Here is a 16,444-nt window from a genome sequence, read left to right on the forward strand (position 1 = left end):
GCCCCTCTTCGCGCACCTGGCATCACATCAACCCTTGCACGGCTGCATCACCTTGTCCAGCGTCGGCAGCACCCCGCGTAATGCCAGATAACCAAGCAGCGCCGCCAGCCCTGACGCCAGCAAGATCCCCAGCTTGGCGTAGGTAATCAATTCCGCATCACCGCCAGAAAATGCCAGCAGCGTAATGAATATCGACATGGTAAAACCGATTCCGCACAGCACGGAGACCGCCACAATCTGGTTAAAGTACACACCAACAGGCAGACGCGCATAGCCAAGCCGAAGGGTTAGCCAACTGAATAAGGTAATACCCAGCGGTTTACCGATCAGTAGCCCAGCAGCAATACCCAGGCTCAACGGGGAAAACAGTTTTTCCAACACAATTTCCTGCAACACAATGCCTGCATTGGCGAAGGCAAACAGCGGAATAATCAAAAAGGCGACCCATGTTTGTAAGCCATGCTCCAGCGTGGTCGCCGGAGAAGGTTTCCCGTCGGACGTGCGCAGAGGAATAAAAAATCCGACAATGACGCCGGCCAGCGTCGCATGAACGCCACATTTCAGAATACAGACCCACAAGACGATCCCCACCAGTAAATAGGCAGACGTCTTCCTGACCTGCTGTCGGTTCATATAGGCCAGAACCGCGATCGCCAACACCGCGCCACCCAGCGCTGGCCAGAAGATCTGCTGCGTATAAAACAGGGCGATGATCAAGATCGCTCCTAGATCGTCAATGATGGCCAACGCTAGCAGGAAAACCTTTAACCCTGCGGGAACGCGTTTGCCCAATAACGTCAACACACCAACGGCGAACGCGATGTCTGTCGCGGCAGGAATAGCCCAGCCGGCGCGCGTCACCTCATCATTCGCATTAAAAAGCAGAAATAGCAAAGCGGGGAAAAGCATTCCGCCTACTGCGGCCGCCAGTGGTAACATCGCCTGCTGGCGGCTGGCTAACGTGCCTTCGACCAACTCGCGTTTCACTTCCAGACCAATCAGCAGGAAAAAAATCGCCATCAGGCCATCGTTAATCCATAGCAGCAGGTTCTTATTGATTTCCAATGCGCCAAATCGCATTTCCACTGGCATCATCAGGAATTGTTGATAGCCCGCAGCAGTAACAGGCCAATTGGCAAATACGATCGCCAAAACGGTGGCCATCATTAGCATCACGCCAGCGGCCGCATCCAATCGAATAAAGCGCCGAATCATTGTTATCATTGACTTAATCTCCCATCAGGCGCGAACGTCAATACCCAGCGTCCGCTTTCTTGCTGGCAAGGTTACGCAATTCATATCACTCGTTAAAAGCAGATTAAAACTGGCTTAATACTCGAAAAAATCGATCTATAGAATTGAGATTGTGTAGAGGAAGACATAAAAAAACGTCGGGAGCGTTTTTCAACGTTGCGTAACAACGGCCTCAGGGTGACGGACAAGGATGCCCGTCATAAAAAAACCGGCAAGTTTAACCCCACCGGTCTTTCTATCACGCGTTAACGATTGTCGATTAACGGGTCAAGTCGTCGAAAAACTTCTTCACGCCATCGAAAAAGTTTTTCGAGCGCGGACTGTTTCTTTCGCCAGACGGGCCACCGAAGCTCTCGTCGAGCTCTTGCAGCAGTTGTCTCTGACGCTCGTTCAGATTAACCGGCGTTTCTACAACCACACGGCACAGCAGATCGCCCTGCGCACCGCCGCGAACCGATTTCACCCCTTTGCCACGCATGCGGAACAGTTTTCCGGTCTGCGTTTCCGCAGGCACTTTCAGCTTCACGCGACCATCCAACGTCGGGACTTCAATCTCGCCGCCTAATGCTGCCATCGCAAAGTTGATCGGCACTTCGCAGTACAGATTGTTTTCTTCACGCTGGAAGATCGGATGCGCTTTAACCTGCACCTGAACGTACAAATCACCTGACGGTGCGCCGTGCTCGCCTGCTTCACCCTCGCCGGACAAGCGGATACGGTCGCCGGTGTCCACACCCGCCGGGATTTTCACCGACAGCGTTTTGCTCTTCTCTACGCGACCATGACCGTGACATTTGATGCACGGATCTTTAATGATCTTACCGCGACCATGACAGTGCGGACACGCCTGCTGCACGGTAAAGAAACCCTGCCGCATCTGCACCTGACCGTTACCATGACAGGTTGGACAGGTGACAGGCGAGCTACCCGGTTTCGCACCGTTGCCGTGGCACACATCACACTCTTCCAGCGCAGGAATACGGATCTCTTTGGTGACGCCACGTACCGCTTCTTCCAGCGTCAACTCCATGTTGTAGCGTAAATCGGAGCCACGGCTTGCGCGCTGACGGCGGCCACCGCCAAAGATGTCCCCGAACACGTCGCCAAAAATATCACCAAAATCAGCACCGCCGCCGCCAAAGCCACCGCCGCCTCCGCCCATACCGCCTTGCTCAAACGCCGCGTGACCATACTGGTCGTAGGCTGCACGTTTTTGCGAATCGATAAGGATCTCGTAGGCTTCTTTGATCTCTTTGAACTTGGCTTCTGCCTCGCTATCACCCGGATTACGGTCCGGGTGGTACTTCATTGCCAGACGCTTGTACGCTTTCTTTATTTCGCGCTCATCCGCGCTTTTAGCAACGCCCAGGCTTTCGTAATAATCTTGCTTCGCCATTTCTTTTCCTGCCCTCAACATGCGTGCACGGGCGTAGAGTTTCCTCGACGCCCGTGCTGATTGCCAGCAATAGCCTTGTAGCTGCTACTGCGCCCGCTCAAGGGCGATTACTTTTTGTCTTTTACTTCTTCAAACTCAGCATCAACGACATCGTCGTCGCGGCGAGCAGAGGCATCATCAGCGGCACCTTCAGCACCTGGCTGTGGCTGAGACGCTTCCAGCAGCTTGCCGGAAACCTGAACCAGCGCCTGAATTTTCGCTTCGATGTCTGCTTTATCTTCGCCTTTCAGCGCGCTTTCCAGCGCTTTCAATGCGTCGTCAATGGCAGTTTTATCATCAGCGGCCAGTTTATCACCCACTTCTTCCAACTGCTTACGCGTGCTGTGCAGCAGGTGATCGCCCTGGTTACGTGCCTGAACCAGCTCTTCAAACTTGCGGTCAGCTTCAGCATTCGCTTCTGCATCGCGTACCATTTTCTGAATTTCATCTTCGTTCAGACCAGAAGAGGCCTTGATGGTGATTTTCTGCTCGCGACCGCTGTTTTTGTCTTTCGCGGAAACGTGCAGGATACCGTCGGCATCGATGTCGAAAGTAACTTCGATCTGCGGCATACCGCGCGGTGCGGCCTGAATACCATCCAGGTTAAACTGACCCAGAGATTTGTTGTCGTGCGCGCGCTTACGCTCACCTTGCAGAACATGAATCGTTACCGCAGACTGGTTGTCTTCCGCTGTAGAGAACACCTGACTGTGTTTCGTCGGGATCGTGGTGTTCTTAGCGATCAGCGCGGTCATCACGCCGCCCATGGTTTCGATACCCAGAGACAGCGGGCTTACGTCCAGCAGCAGAACGTCTTTCACGTCACCAGACAACACCCCCCCTGAACCGCAGCACCGATGGCAACCGCTTCGTCCGGGTTCACGTCTTTACGTGGCTCTTTACCGAAGAAGTCAGCGACTTTCTTCTGTACCAGAGGCATACGCGTCTGACCACCAACCAGAATCACGTCCTGAATTTCAGAAACGGACAGGCCAGCATCCTGCAACGCGACTTTCAGCGGTTCAAGAGAACGGTTTACCAATTCTTCTACCAGTGATTCCAGTTTCGCACGGGTCACTTTGATGTTCAGGTGCTTAGGACCGGTCGCGTCAGCCGTGATGTACGGCAGGTTAACGTCGGTCTGCTGTGCAGAAGACAGCTCGATCTTCGCTTTTTCTGCCGCTTCTTTCAGACGCTGCATTGCCAGCGGATCGTTACGCAGGTCGAAACCTTGCTCTTTCTTAAATTCGTCAACCAGATAGTTGATCATGCGGCTATCGAAGTCTTCACCACCCAGGTGGGTGTCACCGTTGGTCGCCAGAACTTCAAAGGTTTTTTCGCCATCAACTTCGTCGATTTCGATGATAGAGATATCGAACGTACCGCCGCCCAGGTCATAAACCGCGATAGTACGGTTGCCAACTTCTTTATCCAGACCATATGCCAGCGCTGCCGCTGTCGGTTCGTTGATGATACGTTTGACTTCCAAGCCCGCGATACGGCCGGCATCTTTGGTTGCCTGACGTTGCGCATCGTTGAAGTAAGCCGGTACGGTGATAACCGCTTCGGAGATGGTCTCACCCAGATAGTCTTCCGCCGTTTTCTTCATTTTTTTCAGCACTTCAGCCGAAATCTGTGGCGGAGCCATTTTCTGATCTTTTACTTCCAGCCATGCATCGCCATTATCTGCCCCGACGATTTTATACGGCATGATGTTGGCATCGCGCTGAACTTCTTCGTCTTTGAAACGACGGCCAATCAAACGCTTGATAGCAAACAGTGTATTTTGCGGGTTAGTCACTGCCTGACGTTTAGCCGGTTGGCCAACCAGAATTTCACCGTCTTGCGTATAAGCAATGATTGAAGGCGTGGTGCGATCGCCTTCACTATTTTCCAGTACTTTTACCTGAGTACCGTCAATAATCGCGACACAAGAGTTGGTTGTACCCAGGTCGATACCAATAATCTTACCCATCTAAACATCTCCACTAAAAAGTCATATTCGGTGTGGTGGTTAAACCTACTACCTACTGTGCGGGCGAAATGTCGTTTTTCAACAAAATTTCTCGTTTTCCAACGACACACCCTCGTTTTTCATCAGCAGCACACGTTTTATTTTCATGCTAACTACCGATGTAACGGCCCGACACACGCCTTTGCGGCAGGTCAAACTGTTTCGGTTGCAAATAAGATGGGGCCAACATTTCTATCATCAAGGGGGAAAGATGAAAAAAAATGACCTTTATCCCTCTTACGATCAAACTATTCTGCCTTCCCGATGTTGTGTCCATTCCAAACGCCCGATATGATGCCGCGCTCGCCGCAAAAATGGGGACATTTCCCTACACAATGGCGGGCAATAACACCTAAACGACTCCTATCCCAACGTGATTGGCGCATTCGCTAACCTTAATGCCGCGCCCGACGCGAAGGGACTATTAATAATCTGTTATTGCAGAGGATTTATGAGCACGAACACGTTGGCAAATCCTGGTCCATTAGGACTGATGGGCTTCGGGATGACCACTATTCTGTTGAACCTGCACAACGCAGGCTTTTTCCCACTGTCTTCCATCATTCTTAGCATGGGTATTTTCTACGGCGGTATTGCCCAGATCCTGGCTGGCCTGCTGGAATATAAAAAAGGGAATACGTTTGGCGTGACGGCGTTTACGTCTTATGGCGCATTCTGGCTGACGCTGGTTGCCATTCTCGTCCTGCCTAAAATGGGTCTGGCAGAAGCCAGCGATGCCCAGTTCCTTGGTGTATTCCTGGGCCTGTGGGGCGTCTTCACGCTGTTTATGTTCTTCGGCACATTCGGCACCAACCGCGCCCTGCAATTTGTCTTCGGTAGCCTGACCGTGCTGTTTGCTCTGCTGGCCGTGGGTAACTTTACTGGCAACCACGCTCTGCTGACCTTCGCAGGTTACGAAGGCATCATCTGTGGTGCTAGCGCTATTTATCTGGCAATGGCAGAAGTGCTGAACGAGAAGTTTGGCCGCACCGTACTGCCCATTGGTGCTCGTGGCGCGTCCCACTAAGTTATAAGCACCGACGTGATAGACGCTGTCTATAAGCACTAGCCCGCGTTAAATAGCAACGAGCCCTGTCAATCTGACAGGGCTCGTTTGTTTTTACCAAGATAACGTGTGCTTAAACTTCAACGGGCGAACGGTCGCCCGCATCGCTATTTGCTGAAGAACGCAAATCAGCATCCAAATCGCGCTGCAAATAAACGCCCAGCAGCAACCCTACTGCGGCTAGCGTCAAGACATAGAATGCTGGAGCCATCGGCGTCACTTTCATGATCAGCGTGACAAAGACGGGCGTCAGGCCACCGAAAATGGCATAGGACACGTTGTAGGAAAAAGAAAGCCCTGAGAAACGGACAGCGGCTGGAAATGCCCTCACCATGACATACGGTACACCGCCCACCACGCCAACGCTGAGCCCCACAATCGCATAGCTGACAAAAAGCAACGTCGTACTGCTTGCCGCCGAGCTATAAAAGAACCAACTACAGGCAGCCAGCAACAGACTACCCACAATAAACAACTTGCTGGCACCGAAGCGGTCAACTAACAGCCCTGCGCCGACGCAGCCCGCCATCAGCGTAATCGTTGCCAGACAGTTCGCCTGCAATGCCAGCGCAGCAGAAATGCCGTGGACTTTTTGCAAGTACGTCGGCGCCATCAGGATAACGACGACGATGCACGCAGACAGCAGCCAGGTCAGCAGCATGGAAACCACAACGGCACGTTTATGATTTGAGACGACCGATTTCAACGGCAACTCTTCTGCCAGTTTTTTCTGCGTCTGCATTTCCATAAAAATAGGCGTTTCCTGTAACCAGCGGCGCAGATACATCGCCACAAGGCCAAATACCCCGCCGATGAAGAACGGCAGACGCCAGCCACCGTCCAACATCTGCTCTGGCGTGAGCACCGTATTCAATAGCGTCGCAATCAGAGAGCCTAGTAGAATCCCCATCGTCAACCCGGCAGTCAACGTACCGCAGGCAAAGCCAATACGGGCACGAGGGACATGTTCTGCAACAAAGACCCATGCGCCGGGAACTTCCCCGCCAATTGCCGCACCTTGGAGCACACGCATAAAAAGCAGTAAAAGCGGTGCCGCAATACCAATGGCTTCATAGGTCGGTAGCAGACCCATTGCCAGCGTTGGCAACGCCATCAGTAATATGCTCAGGCTGAACATTTTCTTACGTCCGCTCTTATCGCCAAAGTGGGCCATGATGATGCCCCCAAGCGGACGGGCCAGATAGCCTGCGGCAAAAATACCGAACGTCTGTACCTGCCGAAGCCATTCAGGAATATCTGGCGGGAAGAAGAGATCGCCAATAACCGCAGCAAAGAAAACAAAAATAATAAAATCATAAAACTCTAGCGCGCCACCCAGCGCAGCCAGAGACAGCGTTTTATAGTCCTGCCGGTTCAGCCGACGAGGATGGGCGTGTTGATTCAGCGTCATAAATTACCGTGCATTGCCAGAGTGAAAAAAAACGTCACCGCAGTGTGTAAAGTAGAAATTACTATAGCGGCAAAATTTTTATACACCAGCAAAGCTGAATCTTATGTTTCAAATCGCCTAACTTCAGTCTTTTATTTCGCGCACCGCATTTTTAGGGCGAAAAGCTGCTACCACATCCACATTGGTTTCAATATAAGGGCCTTCCAGCAGTTGGATACAATACGGTACGCTGGCAAAAATGCCGGCCACAATCACCTTGCCATCGGCATCTTTTAAACCTTCCAGCGTTTCCTTAATCGCTTTAGGTTGCCCCGGCAAATTGAGAATCAACGCTTGCTTGCGCAGCACGCCCACCTGACGAGAGAGGATCGCGGTAGGCACAAAACGCAGGCTGATCTGTCGCATTTGCTCGCCAAACCCCGGCATTTCCCGATCGGCAACGGCCAGCGTAGCATCCGGGGTGACATCGCGACGCGCAGGCCCCGTACCTCCCGTCGTTAACACCAAATGACAGCCGCGCTCGTCCACCAACTCACACAGCGTGTGTTCAATCATCGATTGCTCATCCGGCACGAGCCGAGTTTCCACCTCAAACGGCGTCGTCAGGGCACTGCGGAGCCAGGACTCCAGTTCTGGGATGCCTTTATCCTGATAAATTCCGCTGGAAGCACGATCGGATACGGAAACCAAACCAATACGCAATACGTTCATAAGCACCTCAATTTAAACAAAAAATAAATTTTATCAGGATCGTAAACGTTTTTATCAAAGAATTAACTCTTATGAAGAAATTCATACTACATCTGTTATTTCGCATCCTGTGCGATACAGCACTTGATAATGGTTGTTAATCGTCGTCTCAAAAAAACGACAAAATTACCTAACTTAATAATACCGCCACGCAATTAAAATTAAAAAATAGCAGGCGAATAAAAAAAATCGCTTACCCATTAAGAGCCAATGAAATAGGCCGATATATTAAAGATAAAAAGGATGATATCCACCACGACAGAACATCACGAAAAATCAAATAATATGATAAAATTAAAGCACTTCTTTAGTATCACAATAAGTAAAAAAGTCTTATCAAGGAAGTCGCCATGAACGATCTTAAGTATAAGATACTTAAACTTTTTGCCCATCCGACATACGCATTTTTCCTGTTCGGGGCGATTTCTTTTATCTTCACCATCGTTATTATGCATGAAGCGAACAAATCGACCTGGAAAGCAGAACGAACCAATCTCGATACCGCAATCAAAACCTATGGTTCCTACAGCAACAGCGGTGAAGTAAAAGAAAGCGATATGACCCGGCAATCCGGCACTTATTTGTCTTCACGAACCAGAACATTAGCCTTTAACACTCGAAATTCACGTAGTGAATGCATAAACAAGCTTTCTTCTTCCGATCTCACTTTCAACGATATGGCCGTGATCCGAACCTGCCAAAATAAATTGCCGTCTATCGGTGACTATGCAGGTAAAGACACGCTGACGGTTATTTTCCCTATTCTATCTCCTACCGATGAACTGCTGGGAATTTGGATAAGAACAACGTCGGAAAAACCACAGCCATCATTTATCCAGACGCTGTTTTCCCTGTCATCGACCCTCATTATTGTTGGTAGCGTAGTGCTTTTCGCTATTTTAGGCAGCCTGCTGTCACTTCTGGCAAAAAAATACCTGATAGAACTGCCCATCATTGCCAGATACGACGATCTGACTGGCTATTTACGGCGAGATGCGTTCTTTCTAGCAACGAATAAAGCCTTTAGTATCGCCAATCTGAGCAAGCGTCCCGTTAGCGTCATGCTGATTGATATCGACCATTTTAAACTTGTGAATGATAGTTTCGGCCATAGCGTCGGTGATGACGCATTGAGATTCGTTGCAGATACATTCAAGAAATCATTTCGCCGCGAAGATATTTTTGGCCGTATTGGCGGCGATGAATTCGCTATTGTTTTACCGAATACCGGGTTAAACGATGCCTATGCGATCGTCGATCGAGCCAGAGAGCGTCTTAGTGACACACCTTGTGATACGGCTTCAGGAAAAATCAGGCTAACAGTGAGCATCGGATTGGTTGAATACCATACCGCAGGGGAAGACTTAAGTGAGGTCATGAAGCGTGCCGATGATAATCTTTATATCGCGAAGAAAACCCGTAACACGACGGCGCGATAGATTTCTCCCCCCCCTCAGCAACACTACAGACAAAAAAATAGCCGGGAATTTCCCGGCTATTTTTATTCGCACAATGCTTACAGTAAATCTGCAATCATTTTTTCCAGTTTTTCCTGGTCGATCGCAAACTTACGAATACCGTCGGCCAGTTTATCAATCGCCATTGGGTCTTGGTTGTGCTGCCAGTAGAACTCGGCTTCTGTCATTTTCGCTGGGCGAACTTTCACCTCACCGACATAAGACAACTTACGAACCACTTCACCTTCGCTTTCTGACAGTTCTTTCAGCAAGGCTGGTGCAATCGTCAGACGGTCACACCCGGCCAGCTCCAGAATCTCGCCGACATTACGGAAGCTCGCACCCATCACGACGGTTTCATAGCCGTGCTCTTTGTAGTAATCATAGATTTCGCTAACGGAAACCACGCCCGGATCTTCATGCGGCGCGAAGTCTTTTTTATCGCCATTGGCTTTGTACCAATCCAGAATACGGCCAACGAACGGTGAAATAAGGAACACGCCCGCTTCGGCACAAGCACGCGCCTGTGCAAAGGAGAACAGCAGCGTCAGGTTACAGTTGATACCTTCTTTTTCCAACTGCTCCGCCGCACGGATGCCCTGCCAGGTTGAGGCCAGCTTAATCAGGATACGCTCGTTGCTGATACCTGCATCATTGTACAGTTTGATCAGGTGTTTGGCTTTCGCCACGCTCGCCTCGGTGTCATACGACAAACGCGCATCTACTTCGGTAGAAATACGGCCGGGGATCAATTTTAAAATTTCGAGACCAATGTTGACCGCCAGTTTATCCGTGGCATCTACGACCTGCTGTTTACGATCGCTGCTCTGCTCGCGCGCCCAGGCAATCGCCTCGTCGATCAGCTTACGGTATTCAGGAATTTGTGCAGCGTTCAAAATCAGTGAAGGATTGGTGGTCGCATCTTGCGGTTGGTACAGTTTCATTGCCGCAATATCACCGGTATCAGCGACAACTGTGGTCAATTGGCGTAGGTAAGTCAGTTTATCCGTCATGTTGGCATGTCTCGTTGTTTATACGTGGTGCTCGTGAATGAAAATAGCTCGTATATGAATCGACTTGTTATGTAATCAGGTGGCCATCTATTTTGCGCCGAAATCTGATAATAACACGCGCACTTTCCCGTGCAAGCCGACTGTTAATCCTCTCTACACAGCCCCGCCTCTTATCACGCTGAAATCATCACGCCGGAAAAATGAAGCGCCTTAAAAGATGAAGCTATCGTAGCCATCGCCGTTTTCTTATCGGGTTCTTGCTATAGTAGACGCATCAAAAATCAGACCGACAGGACATGGCGCATGCTTATTACTATTTCACCCGCAAAAACGCTCGACTACACCAGTCCATTGGCAACAACGCGTTACACCCAGCCGGAACTTCTGAACTATTCCGGCCAGTTAATTGACGTGTGTAAAAAGCTGACGCCAGCACAAATCGCCTCACTGATGAGCATCAGCGATAAACTGGCTGACCTGAACGCGGGCCGATTTAACGAGTGGCACCCCGATTTCACGCCGGAGAATGCGCGCCAGGCGCTTCTGGCGTTTAAGGGCGACGTCTACACCGGATTAGCCGCAGAAGATTTCAGCGAAGATGACTTTGATTTCGCCCAGCAGCATCTGCGTATGCTATCAGGTCTGTACGGTGTGTTGCGTCCACTAGATTTGATGCAGCCGTATCGGCTGGAAATGGGTACCAAGCTGGAAAATAAAACCGGGAAAGATCTCTACAGCTTCTGGGGCAATACCATTACTGAAAAGCTGAATCAGGCGTTACGCGATCAAGGCGACGACGTGCTGATTAATCTGGCATCAGATGAGTATTTCAAAGCCGTCAAACCAAAAAAGCTCAATGCCCGCCTGATCAAACCCGTATTTTTGGATGAGAAAAACGGTAAGTTCAAGGTGATCAGTTTCTACGCCAAGAAAGCGCGCGGTCTGATGAGCCGTTTCATTATTCAAAACCGTCTGACTCAACCGGAACAGTTGAAAGCGTTTAATCTGGACGGTTATTTCTTCGAGGCAGCAGACTCGTCAAATGACGAACTGGTGTTTAAGCGCCACGAGCAGTAAATATACCCGTCATACTTCAAGCTGCATGTGCGTTGGCTGCGTTCACTCACCCGAATCACTTACCTGAGTAAGCTCATCGGGATTCCCTCGCTTGCCGCCTTCCTGCAACTCGAATTATTTAGGGTATAAATAGTACGATAGGCAAAAAAGAAAGGCGGCGAAAACGCCGCCCTTTCAATCGATTTATTCCGGCAGGGACATCAGGAATTCACGCAGTTTCGCGAAATCATCCGGGAAGTTGTGCGACAGCAGATCCAGATCGGCACGTTCAGCCAGCGCTTCTGGAAGATCCAATTCTTTGCCCAGAATTTCTTCTACGCTCTCTTTGAATTTCGCCGGGTGCGCCGTCCCCAGGAACAGGCCGAACTCACCAGCTTGCAGTTGATCGCGCAGCAGACGGTAAGCAATCGCAGCATGCGGCTCGGAGAGATAGCCTAACGCATCAAGTTGATGCAGGGTTTCTTTCGTGGTGTCATCGCTCACCGCACCAAAGCCCAGCGTCTTCAACTGCCAGTTCTTACGGCGGAACAGCTCTTCCACGCGCGGCCAGTTGTTCGGCTGGCTCACATCCATCGCGTTGGATAACGTTGCCACCGTTTTATGCGGTTCCCAGTTACCTTCACTCAGAAAGCGCGGCACTGTGTCATTAGCGTTAGTCGCTGCAATGAAACGCTTAATCGGAAGACCCAGCGATTTCGCCAGCAGACCGGCGGTCAGGTCACCAAAGTTACCACTCGGCACAGAAACGACCAGTTGGTTACGGGCTTCCTGCGGCAGTTGTGCAACGGCTTCAAAGTAATAGCAAATTTGCGCCAGCAGACGGCTGATATTGATCGAGTTCGCTGAATTCAGGCCAATCGCCTTTTTCAGTTCCTCATCATCAAACGCTTTTTTCACCAATGCCTGACAAGCATCGAAATCGCTGTCGATAGCAATGGTGTGAATGTTGCCACCCAGCGTACAGAACAGTTTTTCCTGCAATGGGCTGATTTTGCCCTGCGGATACAGGATCACCACACGGACGTTTTTCAGGCCGTAAAAGGCGTGCGCCACAGCAGCACCGGTGTCGCCAGAAGTCGCCGTCAGAATGGTAATTTTCTCGTCGCCAGAGACTTCCGTCAGCATTTGCGCCATAAAGCGGCCACCGAAGTCTTTAAAAGCCAGCGTCGGGCCGTGGAACAACTCTAGCGCAGCGACATCTTCCTCAACTGGCGCGATAGGAGCAGGGAACGCAAAGGCCGCTTTTACGCGCTCAAACACGGTTTCAGTCGCAATTTCATCACCAATATAGGCGGACAAAATGCGGCTGCTGCGGGTGACAAAATCCAGATCCAGCAAAGCATCAATTTCAGTGCGCTCAAATTCTGGCAGCTCCAACGGGAAAAACAACCCCTGCTGGCTCCCTAACCCTTGCTTGATAGCCTGAGCAAAACTGACCTGCTCGTTATGATCTTTAAGGTTGTACAGTTTCATGCATTATCCCAGTTGTCGTGCGCCAGTCTTATCAAGACGGCAAATATGAACAAAACCTTCATCGTTCTGCAAATAGTTATCCCGTAACCAGTCGGCCAGACGCTGCGCGCTCGCCATGTCGTTGCAGACGGAGAATAACGTTGGGCCAGAGCCGGAAATACCACAGGCCAGCGCCCCGATGTCTTCAGCAGCCTGGCGTGCAGCAGCAAAGCCAGGCAGCAATTTAGTGCGATAAGGTTCTGCGATGACATCCTTCATCAGCTTCGCCGCCAGTTCGGCCTGTCCAGTATGGCAAGCGTGGATAAAGCCGGCCAGATAGCGACCATGGCTGATGCAATCCTGACGACGGTATTGCGCAGGCAAAATTGCGCGCGCCTCAGCAGTGGACACTTTAATTCCCGGATACGCCATGACCCACAGCCAGTCATCGAACGACGGCACGGGCTGGCTAATAATGCCGTTTTCTTCCAGCATCAGTTGGACGCCGCCGAGGAAACACGGGGCAACGTTATCGTAGTGAACGCTGCCGGAAATGCGCCCTTCCAGCTCACCCATCAGCGTCAACAGACGGGTGTCATCCAGCGGTTTGCCACAAAATTCGTTCATCGCCATCAGCCCGGCAACGACAGAACAAGCGCTGGAACCGAGTCCTGAACCAATCGGCATGTTCTTTTCGAGCGTCATCGCCACGGGCACGGTTTTGCCAATTTCCTGACAGAACAGTTCCCAACACTGATACACAATGTTTTCTTTCGGGTTGTCCGGCAGCTTGCTAACAAAACGCCCTTCATTACGCAGGCTAAACAGATCGGCGGCCTCAACGGAGACGCAATCCCCCAGCAGTGAACCGTCTACCGGCGAAACGGCCGCGCCCAGCACATCAAATCCGACGCTGACGTTACCGATTGATGCAGGTGCATACACCTTAACCATAATTATGCTCCCAACTTCCATGACAAGGTGCGCAGCAGATCGGCAAACACACCAGCAGCGGTAACATCGTTACCCGCACCATAACCACGCAACACGAGCGGCAATGGCTGATAATAACGGCTGTAGAATGCCAGCGCATTCTCGCCATCTTTGACTTTAAACAGCGGATCGTTGCCGCCAACGGCAGCGATCTTGACCTTACAGCGGCCTTCTTCAATGACGCCGACATAGCGCAACACTTTACCTTCATCACGCGCTTGTGCAACACGGCTGGCAAACTCATCGTCTACCGTCGGCAGGCGTTGCATAAAGCTGGAAACATCGCCGGAAGCATCGAAGCTGGCAGGCAGGACGGATTCAACCTCAATATCGCCCAGCTCCAACTGATAACCCGCTTCACGCGCCAGGATCAGCAACTTACGCGCCACGTCCATACCGGACAGATCGTCGCGCGGATCGGGTTCGGTATAGCCTTTTTCCTTCGCCTGCGTGGTCGCTTCCGACAGCGACATGCCTTCATCGAGTTTACCGAAAATAAAGGACAGTGAGCCAGAGAGAATGCCGGTAAAACGAATCAGTTCATCACCCGCATTCAGCAGATTTTGCAGATTCTCAATCACCGGCAAGCCAGCACCGACGTTGGTGTCATACAGGAAACGACGACGGGATTTCGCCGCAGCGCTACGCAGTTGATGATAATAGTTCATCGACCCGGTGTTGGCTTTCTTGTTTGGCGTCACTACGTGGAAACCGTCAGCCAGAAAATCCACATACTGATCGGCTACCGCCTGATTAGAGGTACAATCGACGATTACCGGATTCAGCAGATGATATTCTTTCACCAGACGAATCAGACGGCCCAGATTGAACGGCTCACGGGCTTTCGCCAGATCTTCACGCCAGTTATCCATCGAAATGCCGTTAATGTTGGTCAACATCGCCTTGGAATTGGCGATCCCACACACGCGCAGGTCGATATGTTTGTCTTTCAGCCACGGCTGCTGGCGGTGGATCTGCTCCAGCAATGCACCACCCACGCCGCCGACGCCGATAACAAACACGTCAATTACCTGATCGGTGTTAAACAACATCTGGTGAGCAACACGCACCCCGGTGGTGGCGACATCATTGTTGACCACGACGGAGATCGAGCGCTCAGACGACCCCTGTGCAATAGCCACGATATTGATATTTGCCGTTGCCAGCGCCGAGAACAGACGCGCAGACAGGCCGCGCAGCGTGCGCATGCCATCACCCACCACAGAGAGGATGGCTAAACGTTCCATCACATCCAGCGGCTCCAGCACACCCTCTTTCAGTTCCAGATAAAATTCGTCTTCCAGCGTTTTTCTGGCACGCGCCAGTTCGTTCTGCGATACGCAGAAGCTGATGCTGTATTCAGAAGAGGACTGCGTGATCAGCACCACTGAGATACCCGCGCGTGACATGGCAGCGAACACGCGCGCCGCCATACCGACCATGCCTTTCATACCGGGACCGGATACGTTGATCATCGCCATGTTATTCAGGTTGGTAATGCCTTTCACCGGGTACTGAGTATCGGAACTGTCCATACCGATGAGCGTACCGGGAGCCTGAGGATTTTCGGTGTTCTTGATGAGGCAGGGAATTTGGAACTGGGCGATAGGAGCGATGGTGCGAGGGTGGAGAACTTTGGCGCCGAAATACGACAGTTCCATCGCCTCCTGGTAGGACATCGATTTCAACAAGCGGGCATCCGGCACCTGACGCGGATCGCAGGTATACACGCCATCGACATCGGTCCAGATCTCACAGCAGTCTGCACGCAAGCACGCGGCCAGCACTGCGGCTGAATAGTCTGAACCGTTGCGACCTAACACCACCAGTTCACCTTTGTCATTACCAGCAGTGAAGCCTGCCATCAGGATCACATGATCTTTCGGGATCGCGCTTTCGGCGATACGTCGAGTCGATTCGGTAATATCCACGGTAGATTCGAGATAGTGTCCCTGCGCCAGCAGTTTCTCGACCGGATTGATGACGGAAACGCCATAGCCACGCGCCTGAAAGACCGCTTCCATGATAGCGATAGACAGCTTTTCCCCCCGGCAGATGATCGCCGCATTCACGCTATCAGGGCATTGCCCCAGCAGAGCAATACCGTGCAGAACGTGTTTCAGTTGTGCAAACTCCTGATCCACGAATGCCTTCAGGCGGGCATGGTCAAAGCCAGGCTGGGATGCAGCAAGACCTTGCAGCAGCGAAGAAAAGATCGTTTCGGCGTCGTTTAAATGCGGCAGAATATCTTGTCCGGCGACGGTTTTTTCAATCATGGCAACCAGATGGTTGGTAATTTTCGCCGGCGCGGATAATACGGTAGCCACCTGTCCCTGGCGCGCGTTGTTTTCGATAATGTCAGCAACGCGGGCAAAGCGCTCCGCATTCGCTACTGAAGTCCCGCCAAATTTCAACACTCGCATTTTTATCTGTTCTCCTGAATTTCTGCCAACCAAACGCCGGAAGCGTTTTTTGTATGCCGCTTACAGACGGCGTTGAGGGATAACCTGCCATAAAAAAAA

At 51.3% G+C, this 16,444-nt stretch carries 11 protein-coding genes, 1 pseudogene and 1 other annotated feature (1 of these 13 only partly in view); of the genes and pseudogenes, 3 read left to right on the forward strand and 9 right to left on the reverse strand.

Going from position 1 to position 16,444, the window contains the following annotated elements:
* Positions 1-27: 27 nt before the first annotated feature.
* The 3 genes and pseudogenes from nhaA to dnaK form a co-directional block, all read right to left on the reverse strand.
* Complete coding sequence (nhaA, locus tag A7983_RS04325; protein ID WP_005973213.1) at positions 28-1,224, reverse strand: Na+/H+ antiporter NhaA; 1,197 nt, start codon at positions 1,222-1,224, stop codon at positions 28-30.
* 289 nt (positions 1,225-1,513) lie between these two features.
* On the reverse strand, positions 1,514-2,650 hold the full coding sequence (gene dnaJ, locus A7983_RS04330; protein WP_005973211.1) for a molecular chaperone DnaJ: 1,137 nt from the start codon (positions 2,648-2,650) through the stop codon (positions 1,514-1,516).
* A gap of 107 nt (positions 2,651-2,757) precedes the next feature.
* Positions 2,758-4,664, reverse strand: a pseudogene (gene dnaK, locus A7983_RS04335) (molecular chaperone DnaK).
* Between the two features lie 490 nt (positions 4,665-5,154).
* Between dnaK and satP the strand changes: the two are divergent.
* Entirely contained in the window at positions 5,155-5,730 is a 576-nt protein-coding gene (satP, locus tag A7983_RS04340; RefSeq protein WP_005973207.1) for an acetate uptake transporter, read from the forward strand.
* 112 nt (positions 5,731-5,842) lie between these two features.
* On the opposite strand, the gene A7983_RS04345 is transcribed toward satP, so the two are convergent.
* Complete coding sequence (locus A7983_RS04345) at positions 5,843-7,180, reverse strand: MFS transporter (RefSeq protein WP_005973204.1); 1,338 nt, start codon at positions 7,178-7,180, stop codon at positions 5,843-5,845.
* Between the two features lie 123 nt (positions 7,181-7,303).
* A complete protein-coding gene (gene mog, locus A7983_RS04350; RefSeq protein ID WP_005973202.1) occupies positions 7,304-7,891 on the reverse strand; it encodes a molybdopterin adenylyltransferase in 588 nt (195 codons plus the stop codon).
* A 389-nt stretch (positions 7,892-8,280) separates the two neighbouring features.
* On the opposite strand from mog, the gene A7983_RS04355 reads away from it, so the two are divergent.
* On the forward strand, positions 8,281-9,369 hold the full coding sequence (locus A7983_RS04355) for a GGDEF domain-containing protein (protein ID WP_005973200.1): 1,089 nt from the start codon (positions 8,281-8,283) through the stop codon (positions 9,367-9,369).
* A gap of 77 nt (positions 9,370-9,446) precedes the next feature.
* Here the strand turns inward: A7983_RS04355 and tal are convergent, their stop codons facing one another.
* Positions 9,447-10,400, reverse strand: coding sequence for a transaldolase (gene tal / locus A7983_RS04360; RefSeq protein WP_005973198.1), 954 nt, complete (start codon positions 10,398-10,400; stop codon positions 9,447-9,449).
* Positions 10,401-10,703: 303 nt separating this feature from the next.
* Here tal and yaaA point away from each other — a divergent pair, with 303 nt between their 5' ends.
* Positions 10,704-11,477, forward strand: a complete 774-nt coding sequence (yaaA, locus tag A7983_RS04365) for a peroxide stress protein YaaA (RefSeq protein ID WP_005973196.1) — start codon at positions 10,704-10,706, stop codon at positions 11,475-11,477.
* 183 nt (positions 11,478-11,660) lie between these two features.
* Here yaaA and thrC read toward each other — a convergent pair whose 3' ends face one another.
* From thrC to thrA, 3 genes are read right to left on the reverse strand one after another with little or no spacing between them, the layout of a single operon-like run.
* The gene (gene thrC, locus A7983_RS04370) at positions 11,661-12,950 is read right to left on the reverse strand and encodes a threonine synthase (RefSeq protein WP_005973194.1); all 1,290 of its coding nucleotides are present in this window, start codon (positions 12,948-12,950) and stop codon (positions 11,661-11,663) included.
* A 3-nt stretch (positions 12,951-12,953) separates the two neighbouring features.
* Positions 12,954-13,883: a homoserine kinase gene (gene thrB, locus A7983_RS04375; protein ID WP_005973192.1), complete on the reverse strand. Its 930-nt coding sequence runs from the start codon at positions 13,881-13,883 to the stop codon at positions 12,954-12,956.
* A gap of 2 nt (positions 13,884-13,885) precedes the next feature.
* Entirely contained in the window at positions 13,886-16,345 is a 2,460-nt protein-coding gene (gene thrA, locus A7983_RS04380) for a bifunctional aspartate kinase/homoserine dehydrogenase I (RefSeq protein WP_005973190.1), read from the reverse strand.
* A gap of 91 nt (positions 16,346-16,436) precedes the next feature.
* Positions 16,437-16,444 (reverse strand) — a sequence feature (Thr leader region) (it continues 108 nt past the right edge of the window).

This window comes from Pectobacterium wasabiae CFBP 3304 (assembly GCF_001742185.1).
GTDB lineage: Bacteria > Pseudomonadota > Gammaproteobacteria > Enterobacterales > Enterobacteriaceae > Pectobacterium > Pectobacterium wasabiae.